This window comes from Pseudomonas sp. Emmai, assembly GCF_055179735.1.
In genome coordinates, this window is sequence record NZ_CM143685.1 from 2,824,762 (window position 1) to 2,842,308 (window position 17,547).

Sequence of the window (17,547 nt, forward strand, 5' to 3'; positions counted from 1 at the left end):
GGCCATGTTTGAAGCCGCAAGGTTTGGCGATGAAATCGCTCACACCAGTGCCCTGGGCGGGTTTCTGATCGGTGCCGCGCTCGGTATTGCGCTGATCGCCACGGTTGCTATCGCGACGTTCACCTGTGGGTTTGGTGTGGCTTTGTTGGCGGGTCTTGCGGCAGGCGTCGGAGGTAGCTTGCTGACTGCCGCAGGGGAGGCGATCGGCAGTATGTTTTCATCGCCCTCCGGGACCATCGTCACCGCATCGGACAACGTATTCATCAATAGCCGCAAGGCCGCGCATGTCGAAAAAAGCATTGGCGCCTGCGACAAGCATCCCGGTCCGGTGCAAGTCGCGGAGGGCTCGACCAACGTCTTCATCAATGGCACAGCGGCGGCTCGCAAGGGCGACAAGATCACCTGCGGTGCAAAGATTTCCAGCGGCTCGGGCGATGTTTACATTGGCGGTGGCACACACCGCTATCTGCCGGTAGACGACGAAATTCCCGGCTGGCTACGAACCACAGTCGATATCCTCATGGCAGTCGCCGGTGCGGCGGGCGGTATCGCTCAATTGATCAAGGCAGGGACGCAGGCCGGCATGAAAGCCATCATGCCCTGCGTGTTGAAATTCACCGCCGGCTTCGTCGCCGGTGAGGTGGCCAGCCGTTACGTGATCGGGCCGGCCATCGAGCGTGCGGTCGGTGGTCTGATGGGCAACCCTGTTGACGCCACCACTGGGCGCAAGGTCATTCCTGACGAAACCGACTTCAGCCTCCCGGGCCTGATGCCCATCGAATGGTCACGCTTCTATGCCAGCGACCTGACCGTCGACAGCGTGCTCGGCCGGGGCTGGGTATTGCCCTGGGAACAAAGCCTGCGTCGCAGTGGCAACTTCGTTTACCTGACCGACAACCAGGGGCGCAGTGTGCCGTTTGTGGACGTGCCGCCGGGGGGCCGCATCTACAATCCTCACGAGCAGGTCTATCTGGTTTGCACCGAAGGCGGTCACTACCTGCTGCAAACCCTCGACAACATCTTCTTCTACTTCGGCGAAGTACCGGACGACAACGCCCCCGTACCGCTGCAACGCATCGAAAACGCCCTCGGCCATTTCCTGCATTTCACCCATACGGTCGAAGGCACGCTCACCGACATCAGCGCCACCGGCGGCGTACGTGTTCACCTGCACTACGACAACCCGCTGGGTCGCCTGACCGACGTCAAACGCATCGTCGACAACCAGGCCGTCGAAACCCTGGTGCAATATCGCTATGACGACAATGGCCAGCTCATCGAGGTGATCAATCGCAACAGCGATTCGGTCCGACGCTTCAGCTACGCCGACGGCGTCATGGCCAGCCACAGCAACGCTCTGGGTCTGACGTGTAATTACCGCTGGGAAACCATCGGTGAGCAGCCCCGTGTGGTGGAACACTGGACCAGCGACGGCGAGCATTACCATTTCCGCTACGACGTGACGGCCCGCACCACATGGGTTGCCGATGTGCTCGGGCGCGAAGCTGAAATTCACTACAACGGCGATCATCGCGTCATCGCCAGTCGCGATTTCGGTGGCGAGCACTACGTCATCGACATCGACGACAGCGGCAACATGACCGGTCTGACGCTGCCCGATGGCAATACCATCAAGCTCAAGTACGACGACTACGCGCGATTGGTCGAAGAAACCGATCCGCTCGGGCGCAAGATCAAGTACCAGTATCACCACCTGACCACGCTGGTCACGCAGGTCGATTATCCCGACGGCAGCACCTGGAAAGCCCGCTACGACGCCAAGGGCAACCTCATCGCTGAAGTCGACGCGCTGGGCAACAAAACCGAATACCTCAACAGCGACGACGGTCTGCCGCACACCATCATCGACGCCACGCACAAGTCAAAATACCTGTGGTGGAACACCCTGGCCCAGGTCGAACGTTTCCAGGATTGCTCGGGTAAAAACACCCACTACCGTTTCGACGAACGCCATCACCTGATCGCCGTCACCGATGCCCTGAACCAGACCACCACCCTGGAACGCAAACCCGATGGCGAAGTGCTGCGCATCCAGCACCCGGACGGCAGCGCCGAATCCTTCACCTACAACGCCCTCGGCCAAGTGCTGACGCACACCGACGGCAAAGGCCAGACCACGCGCCTGCTGCGCACCGCTCGAGGCCTGCCGAGCAGCCGCCAGGACGCCAAAGGCCAACGCATCCGTTACGAGTACGACCAGGCCATTCGCCTGACCGCGCTAGTCAACGAAAACAACGCGGCGTACCAGTTCGCCTACGACGCGTCCGATCGTCTGGTCGAAGAAAAACGCATCGATAACCTGACCCGCCAGTTCAGCTACAACCTCGGCGGGCATCTGACACGAGTCAACGAAATCGGCTACGGCGAACGCGCCGAACGACCACAACGACAGACCGAATTCGAACGCGATTCCATCGGCCGCCTACTGGCCAAACTCAACGCCGATGCCCGCCAGGACTACACCTACGACGACGCAGACCGCTTGCTCAGCATCGAGCGCCTGCCTACCGCCAACGGCAAGAAACTCGGCGTCAGCGAAGAAACACTCGAATTCTCCTACGACTTGCTGGGCCGTCTGATCAAAGAGACCACGCCGCAAGGCGCTCTGTCCTACGACTACGATCCGCTGAGCAACCTGACCACGCTGACCCTGCCCACTGGCCAACACCTGAACCACCTGTATTACGGCAGCGGCCACCTGCACCAACTCAACCTCGACGGCCAACTGATCAGCGACATGGAGCGCGATGACCTGCACCGCGAGGTGTTGCGTACCCAGGGCAAACTCACCAGTTGTTTCGGCTACGACGCGATGGGCCGTAAAGCCTGGCAATTCGCTTCAACCCTGTCGGCGGAGAAACTGTCGCAACTGCACAACCCGGGTATCCAACCCGAGCTGCTGGTGGAACACGCCTACAACCCGATTCACCGCCGTCACCAATACGATCCTGCCGGCGAACTCATCCGCACCCTCGACAAACTGCGCGGCGAGATCAAGTACGAGTACGAAGCCAACGGCCAGTTGCACAGCCGTGATACCGGCAAGTTGGTGGACAGCGAGGAGTTCCGCTACGACGCGGCGGCGAACCGATTGAACTTCAACACCAGTCAGTTTGATCACGTCAAAGACAACCGGATCAAGCAGTGGCGGGATCAGGAGTACACCTACGATGCGTGGGGTAACCTGGTTGAAAAGCGTAGCGGCATGAACCGGCTGCAGACGTTCAGTTATGACGGTGAAAATCGGTTGGTTAAAGCTGAGACCTTGGTGGGCGGCAAGCTGGAAAGTACCGGGGCTTATCGCTACGACAGTCTCGGACGACGTGTGGCCAAGGTGTCGGAGGTCAACGGGGTCACCGAGCAGAAGCATTTTCTGTGGCAAGGCTTGCGCATGTTGCGCGAGGAAACGCCGGGGCAGAGTAGCCTCTACGTTTACGAGCCGGGTAGCTATGCGCCGTTGGCCCGCGTTGATCAAAGCGAAGGGGAAGAGCAGAAGCTTTACTACTTCCACACCGACCAGATCGGTACGCCGTTGGAGATGACCGACGTTGATGGCGAAATCGTCTGGCAGGCGACGTACAAGGCGTGGGGCTCGGTAGAAAAGCTGGAAGTGAACGACGTCGAACAGAATCTGCGGTTTCAGGGGCAGTATTTCGACGACGAGACGGGGCTGCACTACAATACGTTTCGGTATTACGATCCGGAGGTTGGACGATTTATTACGCAGGATCCGATTGGGTTGTTGGGTGGGTACAACCTTTACGCTTACGTGTCTAATTCAACTGGTTGGATTGACCCATATGGCTTGTCGCCTAGCCAGCAACTTGCAAGTGCTATGGCTAGAGCGGGGAACACGGTTCCTAGTGGATACGCAGCGCACCATTTGATTCCTACTAATGTGATCAATAAATCCAATTTGATTCAAGAAGCGATTAAGAGGGGGATATATAATCCGAATGGCGCTAGTAACGGATCGGCACTGCCAACTACCTCAGCGGAATCTCTTTCGAGTGGTAAACCTCTTCACAGTGGTGGGCATTTAGGATCTTACTATGACGCGGCGCGTAACCGGATTTTAATGGCTGAACAAAAAATCGGTAGTCTGGCACAAGCATCTGATAGCCAAATTCTTAAGAAAATTGGTGCCGTAGAACGCAGTATGAAAATGAGCTTAGGCGCTGATAATTTGCGCTTACAAAATACGGACCCGAGACCTAAAGGTACTCGCTCGACTTGTTAGGGGATGTGACATGCAATACTATATTCTTCGACATGAGGAATTATCTGGTGGATTTATTGACGGTGACGTGCAGTTCTTTCCCGCGCTTCCAGATTACTATCAGGTAGGTAAAAAAATATTTGTGCCTGAGACTAAGGTTAGCCTTGTTTTGGATAAACGTGTAAAAAAAATCAAATCCGATTTTTTTATTACAACTTGTGGCGCATTTTTTGTTTCAGAGCAAATGAAAAGCGTGATAGCGGAGAGTAAATTTGACTCGGAGTTTTTCCCCGTGGATGCTAAGTATTTCAGCGGAAAAACTACGGAGAAAAGATATTTTTTAATTCATGCTAATAGCAAGGTGGCATGCTTTGATTATCTCAATTCTGAATACTCCGGAAAGTCTATGGTTTTAGGGAGGCTTGCCAATGGCGAGCTCTCAGATGATTATAAGGTTAGGGGTATAAAAAAACTTTGCGTGGAAGAACAGCAAGTTGCGGAGTTGGATTTTTTCTTTGTTGATAAAGTTATATGGATTGATCCTTTGGTTTCTGAGGCGCTTTTGAGTGTTGCGAAGATAAAAGGTCTTCGATTAAATATCCAAAAAATTTGCTAAAAGACTTTTGAGTTACAGTGTTTTCTGATCTTTTAAGTTATTTCACAATTGATTATATCAAGTGCCTGCCAAGTAGTTTGCTGACTTCCGATGGTGTGAGCCAGAGTGCCAACGGCCGGCTCATCTATTTCGCCTGCGATGCTATGGATTGTCTGATCGGAAACCCTCCCATAAGAATTCCTGTGGCAAGGCCTGCGCATGCTGCGTGAAGAGGCGCCTGGGCAGAGCATTCTGTATGTCTATGAGCTGGCGGTTACGCGCCGCTGGCCGTGTTGATCAAAGCGAAAGGGAAGAGCTGAAGCTTTACTGCTTCCACACCGAGCAGATCGGCACGCCGCTGGAAATGACTGACGCTGACGGAAGCATTGTCTGGCAAGCGACGTACAAGGCGTGGGTTCCATCGAAACGCTGGCGGTGAACGAGGTTGAGCAGAATCTGAGGTTTCAGGGGCAGTACTTCGACGACAAAACGGGGCTGCGCTACAATACTTTTTCGGCATTACGATCCGGAGCTGGGGCGGTTTATTACGCAGGATCCGATTGGACTGGTGGGTGGGGATAACCTATACCAATATGCTCCAAACTCTATCGGCTGGACTGACCCTTGGGGCTGGAGTTGCAACCGTCCGGGCGGCGATAAGGCTGGTGATGTTGATACTCACGGTAACTTGTCACCCGGCGTTAACAGAGCGTCGGGTCAAAAAAATATTTCGGAAGATAAACTCGTGCAGTCGCAGCACTTTATCCAAGATGAGTGGGCAAAAAGAAACGTTACTGGATACAAGAGAAATAATGCACCTGCTGTTCTTCTGATAAATTCCTCGGGTAAGTCTCATGCTGTTGTCTCATCCCTTCAGCGAACTACGCGTAGGCTTTCTGGATTTGATGGGACTATCAAGGAGGAGTTTGGAACAGCATGCAAAGAACTACTTGATGCAGGTGTTAATTCTGATGCAGCTAAAAAGTCGCAAGCAAGTCATACAAATATTTTGATTTGCTAGGGGGCGTTTGAATGACTATAAAATATACAGAAACAAAACACGCCGCATCAGCGAAATCCTTAGCTTACATTATACAAGCGCTCGGAGTAGATAGAGACGCCTGGATTGTAAAATTTTGGTCACGCTACGACGGTGCATTGCTTAATGATCAAGTTTTGTTGTACCCAACAAATGACATATTTGAACGCAATCAAACGTATGAAATAGGCGTCAATTTTCCAGAGCAGGTTTTGATAGGCGATGACTCTGGAGGCAGACTTATTTTAATTGATAAAGCTATTTCAGATGTTTTCTATCTGATCGATTCTGGTGATCCACTCTTAGAGGATGCCGTGATATTTCATTCGATTGACGAGCTGATTGATAATATTTCTGACGAGGAAACTGATCTGTCGGCTACGTTTAATATAGTGGTTAGTGCGAGCGGCAAACCAACTCCACAAGAAATGCTGGCTATCAAAAAAGGGCTGGGATTAAGTTTTTCAATAACAGATCTGAAGGAGAAGCTTGAGAAGAGAAATGAGATAATTCTATCGGATGTTAAGATTGTTAAATATGAAGCGATAGTGATGGCGTACAACCATCTAATTCGGTTTGACTCATAGTGAGTGCGAATTGATGATTTTATAAGGTGATTGCAGTATGAGGAGTGTGAATTTGTAGCCTAAAGTATTGTGTACTGGACTGTTTTTTCCATAAGTGCGTGCTACGCCATTTTGTTCTTTAATAATTCGAGTTCGGGAGTGGCGGTGAGTATTTTTCTGCCACTCTCAACATCCTTGCCGATTAGCCCCACGGCCGCACCTGGAATGCCCGCTACGACGCCAAGGGCAACCTCATCGCCGAAGTCGATGCGTTGGGCAACAAAACCGAATACCTCAACAGCGATGACGGCCTGCCGCACACCCTCATCGACGCCACCCAAAAGTCCAAATACCTGTGGTGGAACACCCAGGCGCAGGTCGAACGCTTCCAGGATTGCTCGGGCAAAAGGATCGAACCGGTCACACTTGTAAAGGTCGCGGGCGTAGATGCGCGGCGTGTCGAATTTCGCTGGAGGCAACAGGGGCAACCAGCTCATCAGCTGCAATTGATTTTTCTGCATCAAGATGAGCATCAACAGCCATTGCTCATGCAAATAACGGGGACCAGCAACAACCCGAAAGGCATGACTTCCGAAGAGCGCCGTCAGTTTGAAGCATTGGTTGAGACGCTTGAGTTGCGCTCCCCACCTGAAGTCGACATGGAGGAGATCGTCGACGAGGTTCTGCCTTCATGAGCGAAGCCGCGGCGCGCCTGGACGACCCGATTGAGCATTCGAGCGCGTTAGGTGGGCTGTTAGCCGGGCTTGCGATTGGCGCTGGTGCAGTGTTGGTAGGTATTGCCATTGTCGGCACAGGCGGCTTGGGTGCAGTCGCACTGTGTGCGATGGTCGGCGCCGGGGCCGCGACCGGTGCGGGAATAGGGCAATTGTTCGGTAGCCTCTCATTTGCCAGGCATGGTGCAGGACAAATCAAGACGGGCTCTGGAAATGTCTTTATCAATAGTAAAGCCGCCGCTAGAGCTCACGTAGATACCACCGTGTGTGACCAGCATGGCCCCGCTCCTCAAATTCTGGCGCAGGGTAGCGACTCTGTTTATATCAATGGCCAGCCTGCTGCGCGTGTTGGAGATAGAACCGTATGTGACGGCAAGATCAGCGCTGGTTCTGGGAACGTTTTTATTGGCGGCGGGACTGAGACTACGGATGCAATTGATCCAGAAGTTCCTGAGTGGTTAGAACGAGCAGTTCTTATCGTCGGTTTGGCCAGTGCTTTTGTGTTGGCAAGCCCGGTAATCGTAATCGCAGGCCTTGTCGGTGGGATCGCGGGTGGGTTGGCGGGGAACTGGGCTGGTGGTGAACTTTTTGGTCAAGGTTCAAATGGCCAGAAGCTCATGGCGTTTGGTGGCGCGTTGCTTGGGGGTGGGCTGGGGGCGAAAGGCGGGAAGTGGTTTGATGCGCGGTATGAGGTTAAGGTTCAGGGGTTGGGGTCGAATCTTGCGAATGTATCGATCAGTAAACGAAACGATCTCGCTAAAGCCGGTGAAGATCTGTACGTGGGAACATATAATCAAGTAAGAGGAGGAAATATAAAAGGCGGATTGAACGCGACCCATACTCCTCACCATGTCATTCAGAATGCTGTAAGCCCAACTACGCATGGAAAGGGAATTACAATCAACCTTCGAAAAGATTTGCACGAGCTGACTTGGACATATAAAAAACCTTTAGTGAAAGGGCTCACGGAAAGGCAGTATTTGGCACGAGATGCAGCTGACGTTAGAGGCATCCTAAAAAACGCTGGCTATAGCAGGCAAGTAGTTAATAGGCAGGTTGGCGAATTAATAAAGCAAAACAAAGAACTTTGGAAGACTTTAGGGCAATAATATGAACACTAACGAAGCTATAAATTTTTTGTCTAAGCATCAGCCAATGCCAGCAGACTCTGCGTTGACTCAAGAAATAATCGATCAATATGACAATGTTAGAAAGTATTTCATTCAATACCCTGATATTAAAGCGATCCCGTTTTTCTTAAGGTCGTTCGGTGATGGTAATGGCTGGGGGGTTTATCAAGTTGTCGAAGATTTTTTTTATAGATGTCCGCACGATGAGGTTGTATTGGCTATCAAAACAGTTTTGGAAGATGAAACTATTCCAGATAGTGTTCGCTACTGGACCACTCAAACTGCTGCAGCGTTTTCGGATAATATTTTACGCAGAGGGATTTCATTGTCGCTGGCTTCAGCGAATGAAGACATTAAGGAGGCAGCTTTATTGGCCCTTGAAGTGTTAGATGGAAGTTGATTTTTTTTGGTTCGGATTGTTAAAGACAAAACCTTCCATGTTTTCACCCCTGAATGACATCGGACCAAGCCCGTTTTCACTGGTGGTGGGGCGCTCCCGAGTCGAGCCGGAGCCGATCTCGAAAGCATGGCTTAACAAATACTGGGTGAGCTGAAAAAGCCCTTGTCGCATATCGAGTGGATCGAACCGGTCACACCGGCCGATGTGGCTCACATTGCCCGATGGCAATACCGTCAAGCTCAAGTACGACGAGTACGCTCGGCTGGTCGAAGAAACTGATCCGCTCGGGCGCAAGATCAAATACCAGCACCACCACCTGACCACCCTGGTCACGCAGGTGATTACCCTGACGGCAGCACCTGGAAAGCCCGCTACGACGCCAAGGGCAACCTCATCGCCGAAGTCGATGCGTTGGGCAATAAGACCGAATACCTCAACAGCGATGACGGCCTGCCGCACACCATCATCGACGCCACACACAAGTCCAAATACCTGTGGTGGAACACCCTGGCCTAGGTCGAACTCTTCCAGGATTGCTCGGGCAAAAACACCCGGTACCGCTTCGACGAACGTCATCACCTCGTCGCCGTCACCGATGCCCTGAACCAGACCACCACCCTGGAACGCAAACCCGACGGCGAAGTGCTGCGCATCCAGCACCCCGACGGCAGCGCCGAGTCCTTCACCTACAACGCCCTCGGCCAGGTGCTGACGCACACCGACGGCAAAGGCCAGGCCACGCGCCTGCTGCGCACCGCTCGTGGCCTGCCGAGCAGCCGCCAGGACGCCAAAGGCCAGCGCATCCGCTACGAATACGACCAGGCCATCCGCCTGACCGCGCTGGTCAACGAAAACAACGCGGCTTACCAGTTTGCCTATGACGCGTCCGACCGGTTGGTTGAAGAAAAACGCATCGACAACTTGACCCGACGTTTCGCCTACAACGTGGGTGGGCATCTGACTCAGGTTGAGGAAACCGGCTACGGCGAACGGGCCGAACGCCCACAGCGCACCACGGAATTTGAGCGCGACCCCATCGGCCGACTGGTGGCCAAGCTCAACGCCGATGCCCGTCATGCTTACACCTACGACGACGCAGACCGCTTGCTCACCATCGAGCGCCTGCCCACCGCCCACGGCAAAAAACTCGGCGTCAGTGAAGAGACACTCGATTTCTCCTACGACCTGCTGGGACGCCTGATCAAAGAGACCACGCCGCAAGGCGCTCTGTCCTACGACTACGATCCGCTGAGCAACCTGACCACACTGACCCTGCCCACCGGCCAGCACCTGAACCACCTGTATTACGGCAGCGGCCACCTGCACCAACTCAACCTCGATGGCCAACTGATCAGCGACATGGAACGCGATGACCTGCACCGCGAGGTGTTACGCACCCAGGGCACGCTCACCAGTTGTTTTGGCTATGACGCGATGGGCCGCAAAGCCTGGCAATTCGCCTCAACCCTGCCGGCGGAAAAACTCTCACAACTGCACAACCCCGGCATCCAGCCCGAACTGCTGGTGGAGCACGCCTACAACCCGATCCACCGCCGCCACCAGTACGACCCGGCCGGCGAACTGACCCGCACCCTCGACAAGTTGCGCGGCGAGATCAAGTACGACTACGAGGCCAACGGCCAATTGCATAGCCGTGACACCGGCAAGTTGGTGGACAGTGAAGAGTTCAGGTACAACGCGGCGGCGAACCGGCTGAACTTCAACACCAGTCAGTTTGATCATGTGAAGGACAACCGGATCAAGCAATGGCGGGATCAGGAATATACCTACGATGCGTGGGGCAACCTGATTGAAAAGCGTAGTGGGATGAGCCGGCTGCAGACGTTCAGTTATGACTGTGAGAATCGGCTGGTTAAGGCTGAGACCTTGGTGGGCGGGAAGCTGGAAAGTACCGGGGCTTATCGCTACGACAGTCTCGGACGACGTGTGGCCAAGGTGTCGGAGGTCAACGGGGTCACCGAGCAGAAGCATTTTCTGTGGCAAGGCTTGCGCATGTTGCGCGAGGAAACGCCGGGGCAGAGTAGCCTCTACGTTTACGAGCCAGGAAGTTATGCGCCGTTGGCGCGAGTGGACCAGGAGGAGGGTGGGGAGCAGACGCTTTATTACTTCCATACCGACCAGATTGGTACGCCGTTGGAGATGACTGACCGGGAAGGGCAGATTGTCTGGCAGGCGACGTATAAGGCGTGGGGGTCCATCGAAACGCTGGTGGTGAATGAGGTCGAGCAGAACCTGAGGTTCCAAGGGCAGTATTTTGATGATGAGACGGGGCTGCACTACAACACGTTTCGGTATTACGATCCGGAGGTGGGTCGGTTTTTAACGCAGGATCCGATAGGGTTGTTAGGTGGCAGCAATCTCTATGGATATGTCTCGAACCCGATCGGTCGGGTTGACCCTTGGGGACTATCAGAACTATTAGCATTAGTAAACGAAGCACACGGACTGTTGGATAAAACTGCTCAAAAGTTTAAAACTACGGCGATCGGAATAGCCAAAGATGGGGGATTGTTTGTGGCATCTAGTGATAAAACTGTGCCTAAGATACAGAGGGAGTGGGCTCAGTCCAAGGGGATCGGCGTAGTAAACGGTGTCGGCCATGCTGAGGAAACGATCATCAAGGCCGGGAAAGGTGCTACTAATATTGATGCTTCAAGAGGTGTGTGCTTGGATTGTGAGGCTTTAATGAAAGAACATAACGTTAAGACTGACACTCATGCTACTGGTAAAAAAAGTAGAAAACGCATCGGGGGATCCACGTGCAATATGATTTGATATTTGAATCTGCGGTTGTGGCTAATAAAATAGCTTCGTTAAATGGTAAAGATAAGGTTCTTTTGGGGGCCGCTTATCTGTATCGGCAACAAAGACTTATAGAGGATTTTGATAAAGTCTACGGTGAGCACCTGTCGTCACTATTTGAGGCTGGTATTGGGGCCTGCTTGGAAGGTAGGGTCAAAGCATTAGCGCACTTGAAAGAAGTGGAAGATAATATTCCTGATACCGAAGAGTTTGGTGAGCAAGAAGGTGCCTATGCCCAAAATTTGTTGATAGCTTTGCTTTATTTGCTAAAATTTTCTGCTAGTGAACAGTTTGAGGATTTTGAGAAATCTGCTTCCTTGGCGATAGATAACATAGATCTTGTTAATTATGAAAAAGACGAATCATATGACGAAGAGGCAGTCACGCAAGAAGAGGTCGCTGTTTTAATTAATATGATTGATGAGCTTGCCAAGAGAGTTGAGGGCGCAAGAGATACTAGTGTTGTCGCAATCATTTGTAATGGGTATATGTTGTAGGCAAGTAAATTTTAAAGTTTTTAAGCAACGATCCGGCCTTCCGCCTGACCGCGCTGGTCAACGAAAACAACGCGGCCTACCAGTTTGCCTATGACGCGTCCGACCGCTTGGTTGAAGAAAAACGCATCGACAACCTGACCCGACGGTTCAGCTACAACCTGGGTGGGCATCTGACTCAGGTTGAGGAAACCGGCTACGGCGAACGGGCCGAACGCTCACAGCGCACCACGGAATTTGAGCGCGACCCCATCGGCCGACTGTTGCCAAACTCAACGCCGATGCCCGTCAGGATTACACCTACGACGACGCGGGCCGTTTGCTGGCCATCGAGCGCCTGCCCACCGCTAACGGCAAGAAGCTCGGCATTTCTGAAGAAAAACTCGAATTTGCCTACGACCTGCTGGGTCGCCTGATCAAAGAGACCACACCCCAAGGCGCTCTGTCCTACGACTACGATCCGCTGAGCAACCTGACCACGCTGACCCTGCCCACCGGCCAACACCTGAACCACCTGTATTACGGCAGCGGCCACCTGCATCAACTCAATCTCGACGGCCAGCTCATCAGCGACCTGGAGCGCGATGACCTGCACCGCGAAGTCCTGCGCACCCAGGGCCAGCTCACCAGCTGCTTCGGCTACGACGCCATGGGCCGCAAGGCCTGGCAATTCGCCTCGACCTTGCCGGCGGAAAAACTCTCGCAACTGCACAACCCCGGCATCCAGCCCGAACTGCTGGTGGAGCACGCCTACAACCCGATCCACCGCCGTCATCAATACGACCCCGCCGGTGAACTGACCCGCACCCTCGACAAACTGTGCGGCGAGATCAAGTACGAGTACGAAGCCAACGGCCAGTTGCACAGCCGTGACACCGGCAAGTTGGTGGACAGTGAAGAGTTCCGCTACGACGCGGCGGCGAACCGGCTGAACTTCAACACCAGTCAGTTTGATCACGTGAAGGACAACCGGATCAAGCAGTGGCGGGATCAGGAATATACCTACGATGCGTGGGGCAATCTGATTGAAAAACGCAGTGGGATGAGCAGGCTGCAGACGTTCAGTTATGACTGTGAGAATCGGCTGGTTAAGGCTGAGACGTTGGTGGGCGGGAAGCTGGGAAGCAGCGGCGCCTATCGCTATGACAGCCTGGGACGGCGTGTGGCCAAGGTGTCAGCGGTCAACGGGGTTACCGAACAGAAGCATTTTCTGTGGCAAGGCTTGCGGATGTTGCGCGAGGAAACGCCGGGGCAGAGTAGCCTCTACATTTACGAGCCGGGGAGTTATGCGCCGTTAGCGCGGGTGGATCAGGAAGAGGGTGGGGAGCAGACGCTTTATTACTTCCATACCGACCAGATTGGTACGCCGCTGGAGATGACGGACCGGGAAGGGCAGATCGTCTGGCAAGCGACGTACAAGGCGTGGGGCTCGGTAGAAAAGCTTGAAGTGAACGAGGTCGAACAGAATTTGCGGTTTCAGGGGCAGTATTTCGACGATGAGACGGGGCTGCACTACTGGACTTGCCCCTACAAAACCGGACACCAACTCCCCGTTAAATTGATGCTGCCGCTAAGCGCCTGAACTCCCTCGGAGAGCGATAGTTCAAGGCGCTGTGTGGATGCTGCTCGTTGTAGTGCTCGAAGGCAATTGCCAAGTTACGCAGCGCCGTTTCTCGATCCGGCTTGGGCATGTGCGCCACGTAATCACGCTTGATCGTCTTCACGAAACTCTCGGCCATGCCATTACTCTGTGGGCTACGCACCGGGGTGGTCACCGGCTGCAAGCCGATCTGTCGAGCAAACAGGCGCGTCTGTTCGGCGGTGTAGGCCGAACCGTTATCGCTGAGCCACTGCACCGGCGTTGCAGGCCGTTGATCACCGAAGCACTTCTCCACACTTTCCAGCATCAAGTCGCGGATGTCATCGCCGCTGTACCCGGTCGGGCTCGCGACCCAGCCGATCGCTTCGCGATCACAGCAGTCTAGGGCGAAGGTCACGCTCAGTTTGGCGCCGTCCTCGCAACGGAACTCAAAGCCGTCCGAGCACCAACGCGTATCGCTGGTTTCCACGGCAATACGGCCTTCGTGCCGACGCGGCACGCCGGGCTGTTTGATCCGGCGTTCAAGCAGCAAATTGTGATCACGCATGACCCGGTAAACCCGCTTCACGTTGATCGCGGGCAGCGACCGCTTTTCACGTGCACGACGCAGCAATCCCCAGACCCGACGGTAGCCATAGCTGGGCAGCTCGCTGACCTGTTGCTGGATTTCGACCACCAGCGCAGTATCGTCCACAGGCCTGCTTCGCCGTACTTTGGGCGATACCGATTGCTTGATTTGAACCGTTAATTGCGAGCGCGCCACACCGAGACATTCGCTGACCAGCTTCACTGGTCGTCCCCCGGCAACAAGGGTGAGTGCGCAATCCATTTTCGCGATCGGGCGATCTCCACGGCCTCTTTGAGAATTTCTGCTTCCATCGTTTTCTTGCCCAGCATCCGTTGCAGTTCACGGATCTGCTTGAGCGCATCGCTCAGCTCGGAGGCCGGCACCACGGCTTCGCCTGCACTGACCGCCGACAGGCGCCGTCCTGATACAGCTTGCGCCACAGGAATAACTGGTTGGCATTGATGTCGTTGCGTCGAGCGACCACCGACACACTTTGTCCTGGCTCAAGGCTCTCGCGAACCATGGCCAGCTTTTGCTCTGGGCTCCAGCGGCGCCGCCGCTCCTGGCCCAAAAGCTCCCCACTCTTATCGTTGCTGTTAGTCATAAACATAACCGTTTGCCTATCCCTTATCGTAAGGGGGAAACGGTGTCCTGTCTTTCATGGGGCTCGTTCACAGGAAACCCTCTATTCAGTTTTTAGTGTTGATACAAAGGTAGCCAGCAAAGGATCTTTTTCAGCATTTTGCTTGTGCCTGCCGATGAAAATCCACTCGTCCTCTGTCCAAAGAATTCGTGTTGTTTTAGGTGCTTTGCAGTCAAAAACAACCTGATAGATTTTTGTTTCTCGCTGCTGGACGACGACGCATTGCTCAAGGCAAACCAACAATCGCTGCCCAGGCTCGAGTGTCGGCACATTGAGCGGTACACACATCTTAATTTCTGTTTTTCGCATGATGACTTTCGTCCTTAAAATTCAGAAACCGTACGCGGTAAATCAAAAGCAAAGGCGATCCGTTGCGGCGTGGGATTCATCTCATGTCTTTGAACATGACGTCCTATGTGCACTTCGAGGTGCAATCATCACGGTGAAGTAAGTCACTTTGAACCCGTACAGGCAATTACTTCCAGGGTGTGGAGCTGATAGCTCATTGCTGATCGTGAGTGCTTTTTGGGTTCGGTTTTGTTCTCGATCTGGCCGTCAGAGCGTTATCACTTGACGCTTCCCCGCAAGGTTGTGGGCTTTCAAAGACAAAGCATTGAGTGGGAGCGCTCAGACCGGGGCACCTCGTAGAGTACGGTGGTTCTGTTCACGGCTAGCCTTCGAGGGGGTATATGTGCATACTATTATCATTCAGTGATAATAGAAAGGCAATCTGCTCGATCTTGTCTCAGGCAGGACCGACGTTTTTTGCTCAACTGCAGGGAGGCAAAATCACGCATGAGAACAGAAAGATGTGAGCGCTTGGAGAGCTGCATGAAACGTGAGGACGTAAAAATCAAACACGCTGAAGGCATTCAGTTTGACACCCATTTAATTGCCAATCCGGCCAACACCCAGGAGTGGATCGCCTTCTTTAAAAAGGAAGCAGGAAGAAGCTTTTTCCTGGTCAATGACAATGAAGAAATTGAACCCTTCCGACACCTTGATGATTTGATTCATGAGCTGCGTGAAATCGGTATCAAGGTGGCTGAAATTCATTTTTGAATTCTTTTTTCTTGGAGTGTCGTCATGTCTGTCAGGGTCGAACATCTGTCTAGTCAGAGTGAAGATCTATGGTCCGTGTGTGTAGGTGCCCGGCGAATTCAGTTCCGCAATGAGCAGGGAGCGAAGGACTATGCGGCAAAGCTGAAAGAGCGTATAGAAGCTCCACATATATACCCGTATGCAGTGCCGGCAACCGGCAACAGAAACTGCAGTAAGTAATTAAATATGTTGCCCTTGTTTTATTATAAAAATTGAAACATAACAAAAATAACAAGATTCCCTGCTTGAGGGTGATGCAAGACTCGATGAGTTATAAGTCCCAATCAGAGGAGCACCAGGAAATTTTTTAATCGGGTGGCCTGTCTTCCTGTTGCGAAGGGGCACCAGTGATTCCTGGGCGATTTTGCCTGTAGTCGGTGCTGATGAGTAACCATCTACCCACCTTAGGCATTTTGATTTCTCTTAAATCAAGGAGGGGTGGTAGGCATGGCGCAGGATATAAAAACGCCAGCTCTGAATGAGCTGGCGATTACATCTATCTAGTCACGCAAGTAGGCCACCAAGGCGTCAGCGAAGGACTCAGTCGTTCCGGTTCCCCCCATATCCGGTGTCACCTGATCGCAGGCGGTTTTCAAAACAACGCGGATAGCGGTACGAATGCGTGTCCCCTTGTCCACCATGCCCAGATAATCAAGCATGTCCGCAGCAGCCAACAATAATGCACAAGGGTTCGCGATGTTCTTGCCCGCGATGTCCGGTGCCGAACCGTGGACCGCTTCGAAGATGGCCGCATCGGCGCCGATGTTAGACCCGGGCGCCAAGCCCAATCCACCCACCAGGCCTGCGCACAAGTCTGAAAGGATGTCACCAAACAGGTTGGTGGTGACAATGACATCGAATTGATGGGGGTTCATTACCAACTGCATGCAGGCGTTATCGACGATCATTTCGTGGAATTCGATTTCCGGATAATCCGCAGCGACCTCGCGCGCAACCTCAAGAAACAAACCGGAGCAAGACTTTATTATGTTGGCCTTGTGCACCGCGGTCACTTTCTTGCGGCCTTTGCTACGAGCCAGCTCGAACGCGTATCGCACGATGCGTTCGGAGGCGGTGCGTGTTACGCGGATGCTCGCCAAAGCGACTTCGCCGTCTTCTGAAATACTCTGTCCTTCGGGTAAGTAAGCCCCCTCGGTATTTTCGCGCACTGTGATGATGTCGATATCTTCGAAGCGTGAACGGGTTCCCGGGAAACTGATCGCTGGTCGGACATTGGCGTAGAGGTCGAAATGGCGGCGAAGGTGAACGTTGATCGATGAGAATCCACGGCCAATCGGTGTCGTCAGAGGGCCCTTAAGTGCGATGCCATGTTTGGCGATCGTATCGATAGAGACGGGTGGCATCAGCTGTCCATGTTGCTGCAACGCCTCCAGGCCGGCCTCAACGAAGTCGTAGCGAAGATTGCAGTCAAGGGCGTCGAGTACGCGTAGCGTCGCTTGCATGATCTCGGGGCCGATGCCGTCGCCCTTGATGATTGCGATTGTTCTGCTCATGGTCTCTTCCTTAACAGAGCTTTGTCAGCCTGCTGTATTGATTGGGTCATTGAGACTGGTGTCACGAGTCTGCTGATAGGCATTGACTGTCTGACGGCTT

The 17,547-nt window shown here is 53.4% G+C and carries 9 protein-coding genes and 7 pseudogenes; 13 read left to right on the forward strand and 3 right to left on the reverse strand.

Annotation, left to right across the window (positions count from 1 at the left end):
• Window positions 1-4: 4 nt before the first annotated feature.
• The 12 genes and pseudogenes from ACY4LX_RS12980 to ACY4LX_RS13035 all read left to right on the forward strand — a co-directional run.
• Entirely contained in the window at window positions 5-4,261 is a 4,257-nt protein-coding gene (locus ACY4LX_RS12980; protein WP_463260117.1) for an RHS repeat-associated core domain-containing protein, read from the forward strand.
• A gap of 10 nt (window positions 4,262-4,271) precedes the next feature.
• Window positions 4,272-4,856: an imm11 family protein gene (locus ACY4LX_RS12985; protein WP_463260118.1), complete on the forward strand. Its 585-nt coding sequence runs from the start codon at window positions 4,272-4,274 to the stop codon at window positions 4,854-4,856.
• A 177-nt stretch (window positions 4,857-5,033) separates the two neighbouring features.
• A pseudogene (locus tag ACY4LX_RS12990) lies at window positions 5,034-5,478 on the forward strand (RHS repeat domain-containing protein); the annotation flags it as partial.
• A gap of 153 nt (window positions 5,479-5,631) precedes the next feature.
• Window positions 5,632-5,856: pseudogene (locus tag ACY4LX_RS12995) on the forward strand (hypothetical protein); the annotation flags it as partial.
• Window positions 5,857-5,867: 11 nt separating this feature from the next.
• Window positions 5,868-6,461, forward strand: a complete 594-nt coding sequence (locus tag ACY4LX_RS13000; protein WP_463260119.1) for an SMI1/KNR4 family protein — start codon at window positions 5,868-5,870, stop codon at window positions 6,459-6,461.
• A gap of 185 nt (window positions 6,462-6,646) precedes the next feature.
• Window positions 6,647-6,847, forward strand: a pseudogene (locus ACY4LX_RS13005) (hypothetical protein); the annotation flags it as partial.
• A 24-nt stretch (window positions 6,848-6,871) separates the two neighbouring features.
• Window positions 6,872-7,135, forward strand: a pseudogene (locus ACY4LX_RS13010) (DcrB-related protein); the annotation flags it as partial.
• Complete coding sequence (locus ACY4LX_RS13015) at window positions 7,132-8,283, forward strand: PAAR domain-containing protein (RefSeq protein ID WP_463260120.1); 1,152 nt, start codon at window positions 7,132-7,134, stop codon at window positions 8,281-8,283. The pseudogene ACY4LX_RS13010 and the gene ACY4LX_RS13015, both read left to right, overlap by 4 nt.
• Window position 8,284: 1 nt before the next feature.
• Window positions 8,285-8,704 carry a hypothetical protein gene (locus ACY4LX_RS13020; protein ID WP_463260121.1) on the forward strand — a complete coding sequence of 140 codons (420 nt, stop codon included), beginning with the start codon at window positions 8,285-8,287 and terminating at the stop codon, window positions 8,702-8,704.
• Between the two features lie 208 nt (window positions 8,705-8,912).
• Window positions 8,913-11,500 (forward strand): annotated as a pseudogene (locus tag ACY4LX_RS13025) (RHS repeat-associated core domain-containing protein); the annotation flags it as partial.
• Window positions 11,485-12,024, forward strand: coding sequence for a hypothetical protein (locus tag ACY4LX_RS13030; protein ID WP_463260122.1), 540 nt, complete (start codon window positions 11,485-11,487; stop codon window positions 12,022-12,024). The pseudogene ACY4LX_RS13025 and the gene ACY4LX_RS13030, both read left to right, overlap by 16 nt.
• 29 nt (window positions 12,025-12,053) lie before the next feature.
• Window positions 12,054-13,603, forward strand: a pseudogene (locus ACY4LX_RS13035) (RHS domain-containing protein); the annotation flags it as partial.
• Here ACY4LX_RS13035 and ACY4LX_RS13040 read toward each other — a convergent pair.
• A pseudogene (locus ACY4LX_RS13040) lies at window positions 13,575-14,793 on the reverse strand (IS3 family transposase). The pseudogenes ACY4LX_RS13035 and ACY4LX_RS13040 sit on opposite strands and share 29 nt — an antisense overlap.
• A gap of 81 nt (window positions 14,794-14,874) precedes the next feature.
• Entirely contained in the window at window positions 14,875-15,141 is a 267-nt protein-coding gene (locus ACY4LX_RS13045; RefSeq protein WP_149658773.1) for a hypothetical protein, read from the reverse strand.
• Window positions 15,142-15,663: 522 nt separating this feature from the next.
• Here ACY4LX_RS13045 and ACY4LX_RS13050 point away from each other — a divergent pair.
• On the forward strand, window positions 15,664-15,894 hold the full coding sequence (locus tag ACY4LX_RS13050; protein ID WP_045060682.1) for a hypothetical protein: 231 nt from the start codon (window positions 15,664-15,666) through the stop codon (window positions 15,892-15,894).
• Window positions 15,895-16,433: 539 nt separating this feature from the next.
• On the opposite strand, the gene ACY4LX_RS13055 is transcribed toward ACY4LX_RS13050, so the two are convergent.
• Entirely contained in the window at window positions 16,434-17,447 is a 1,014-nt protein-coding gene (locus ACY4LX_RS13055) for an isocitrate dehydrogenase (protein ID WP_149658771.1), read from the reverse strand.
• Window positions 17,448-17,547: the final 100 nt, after the last annotated feature.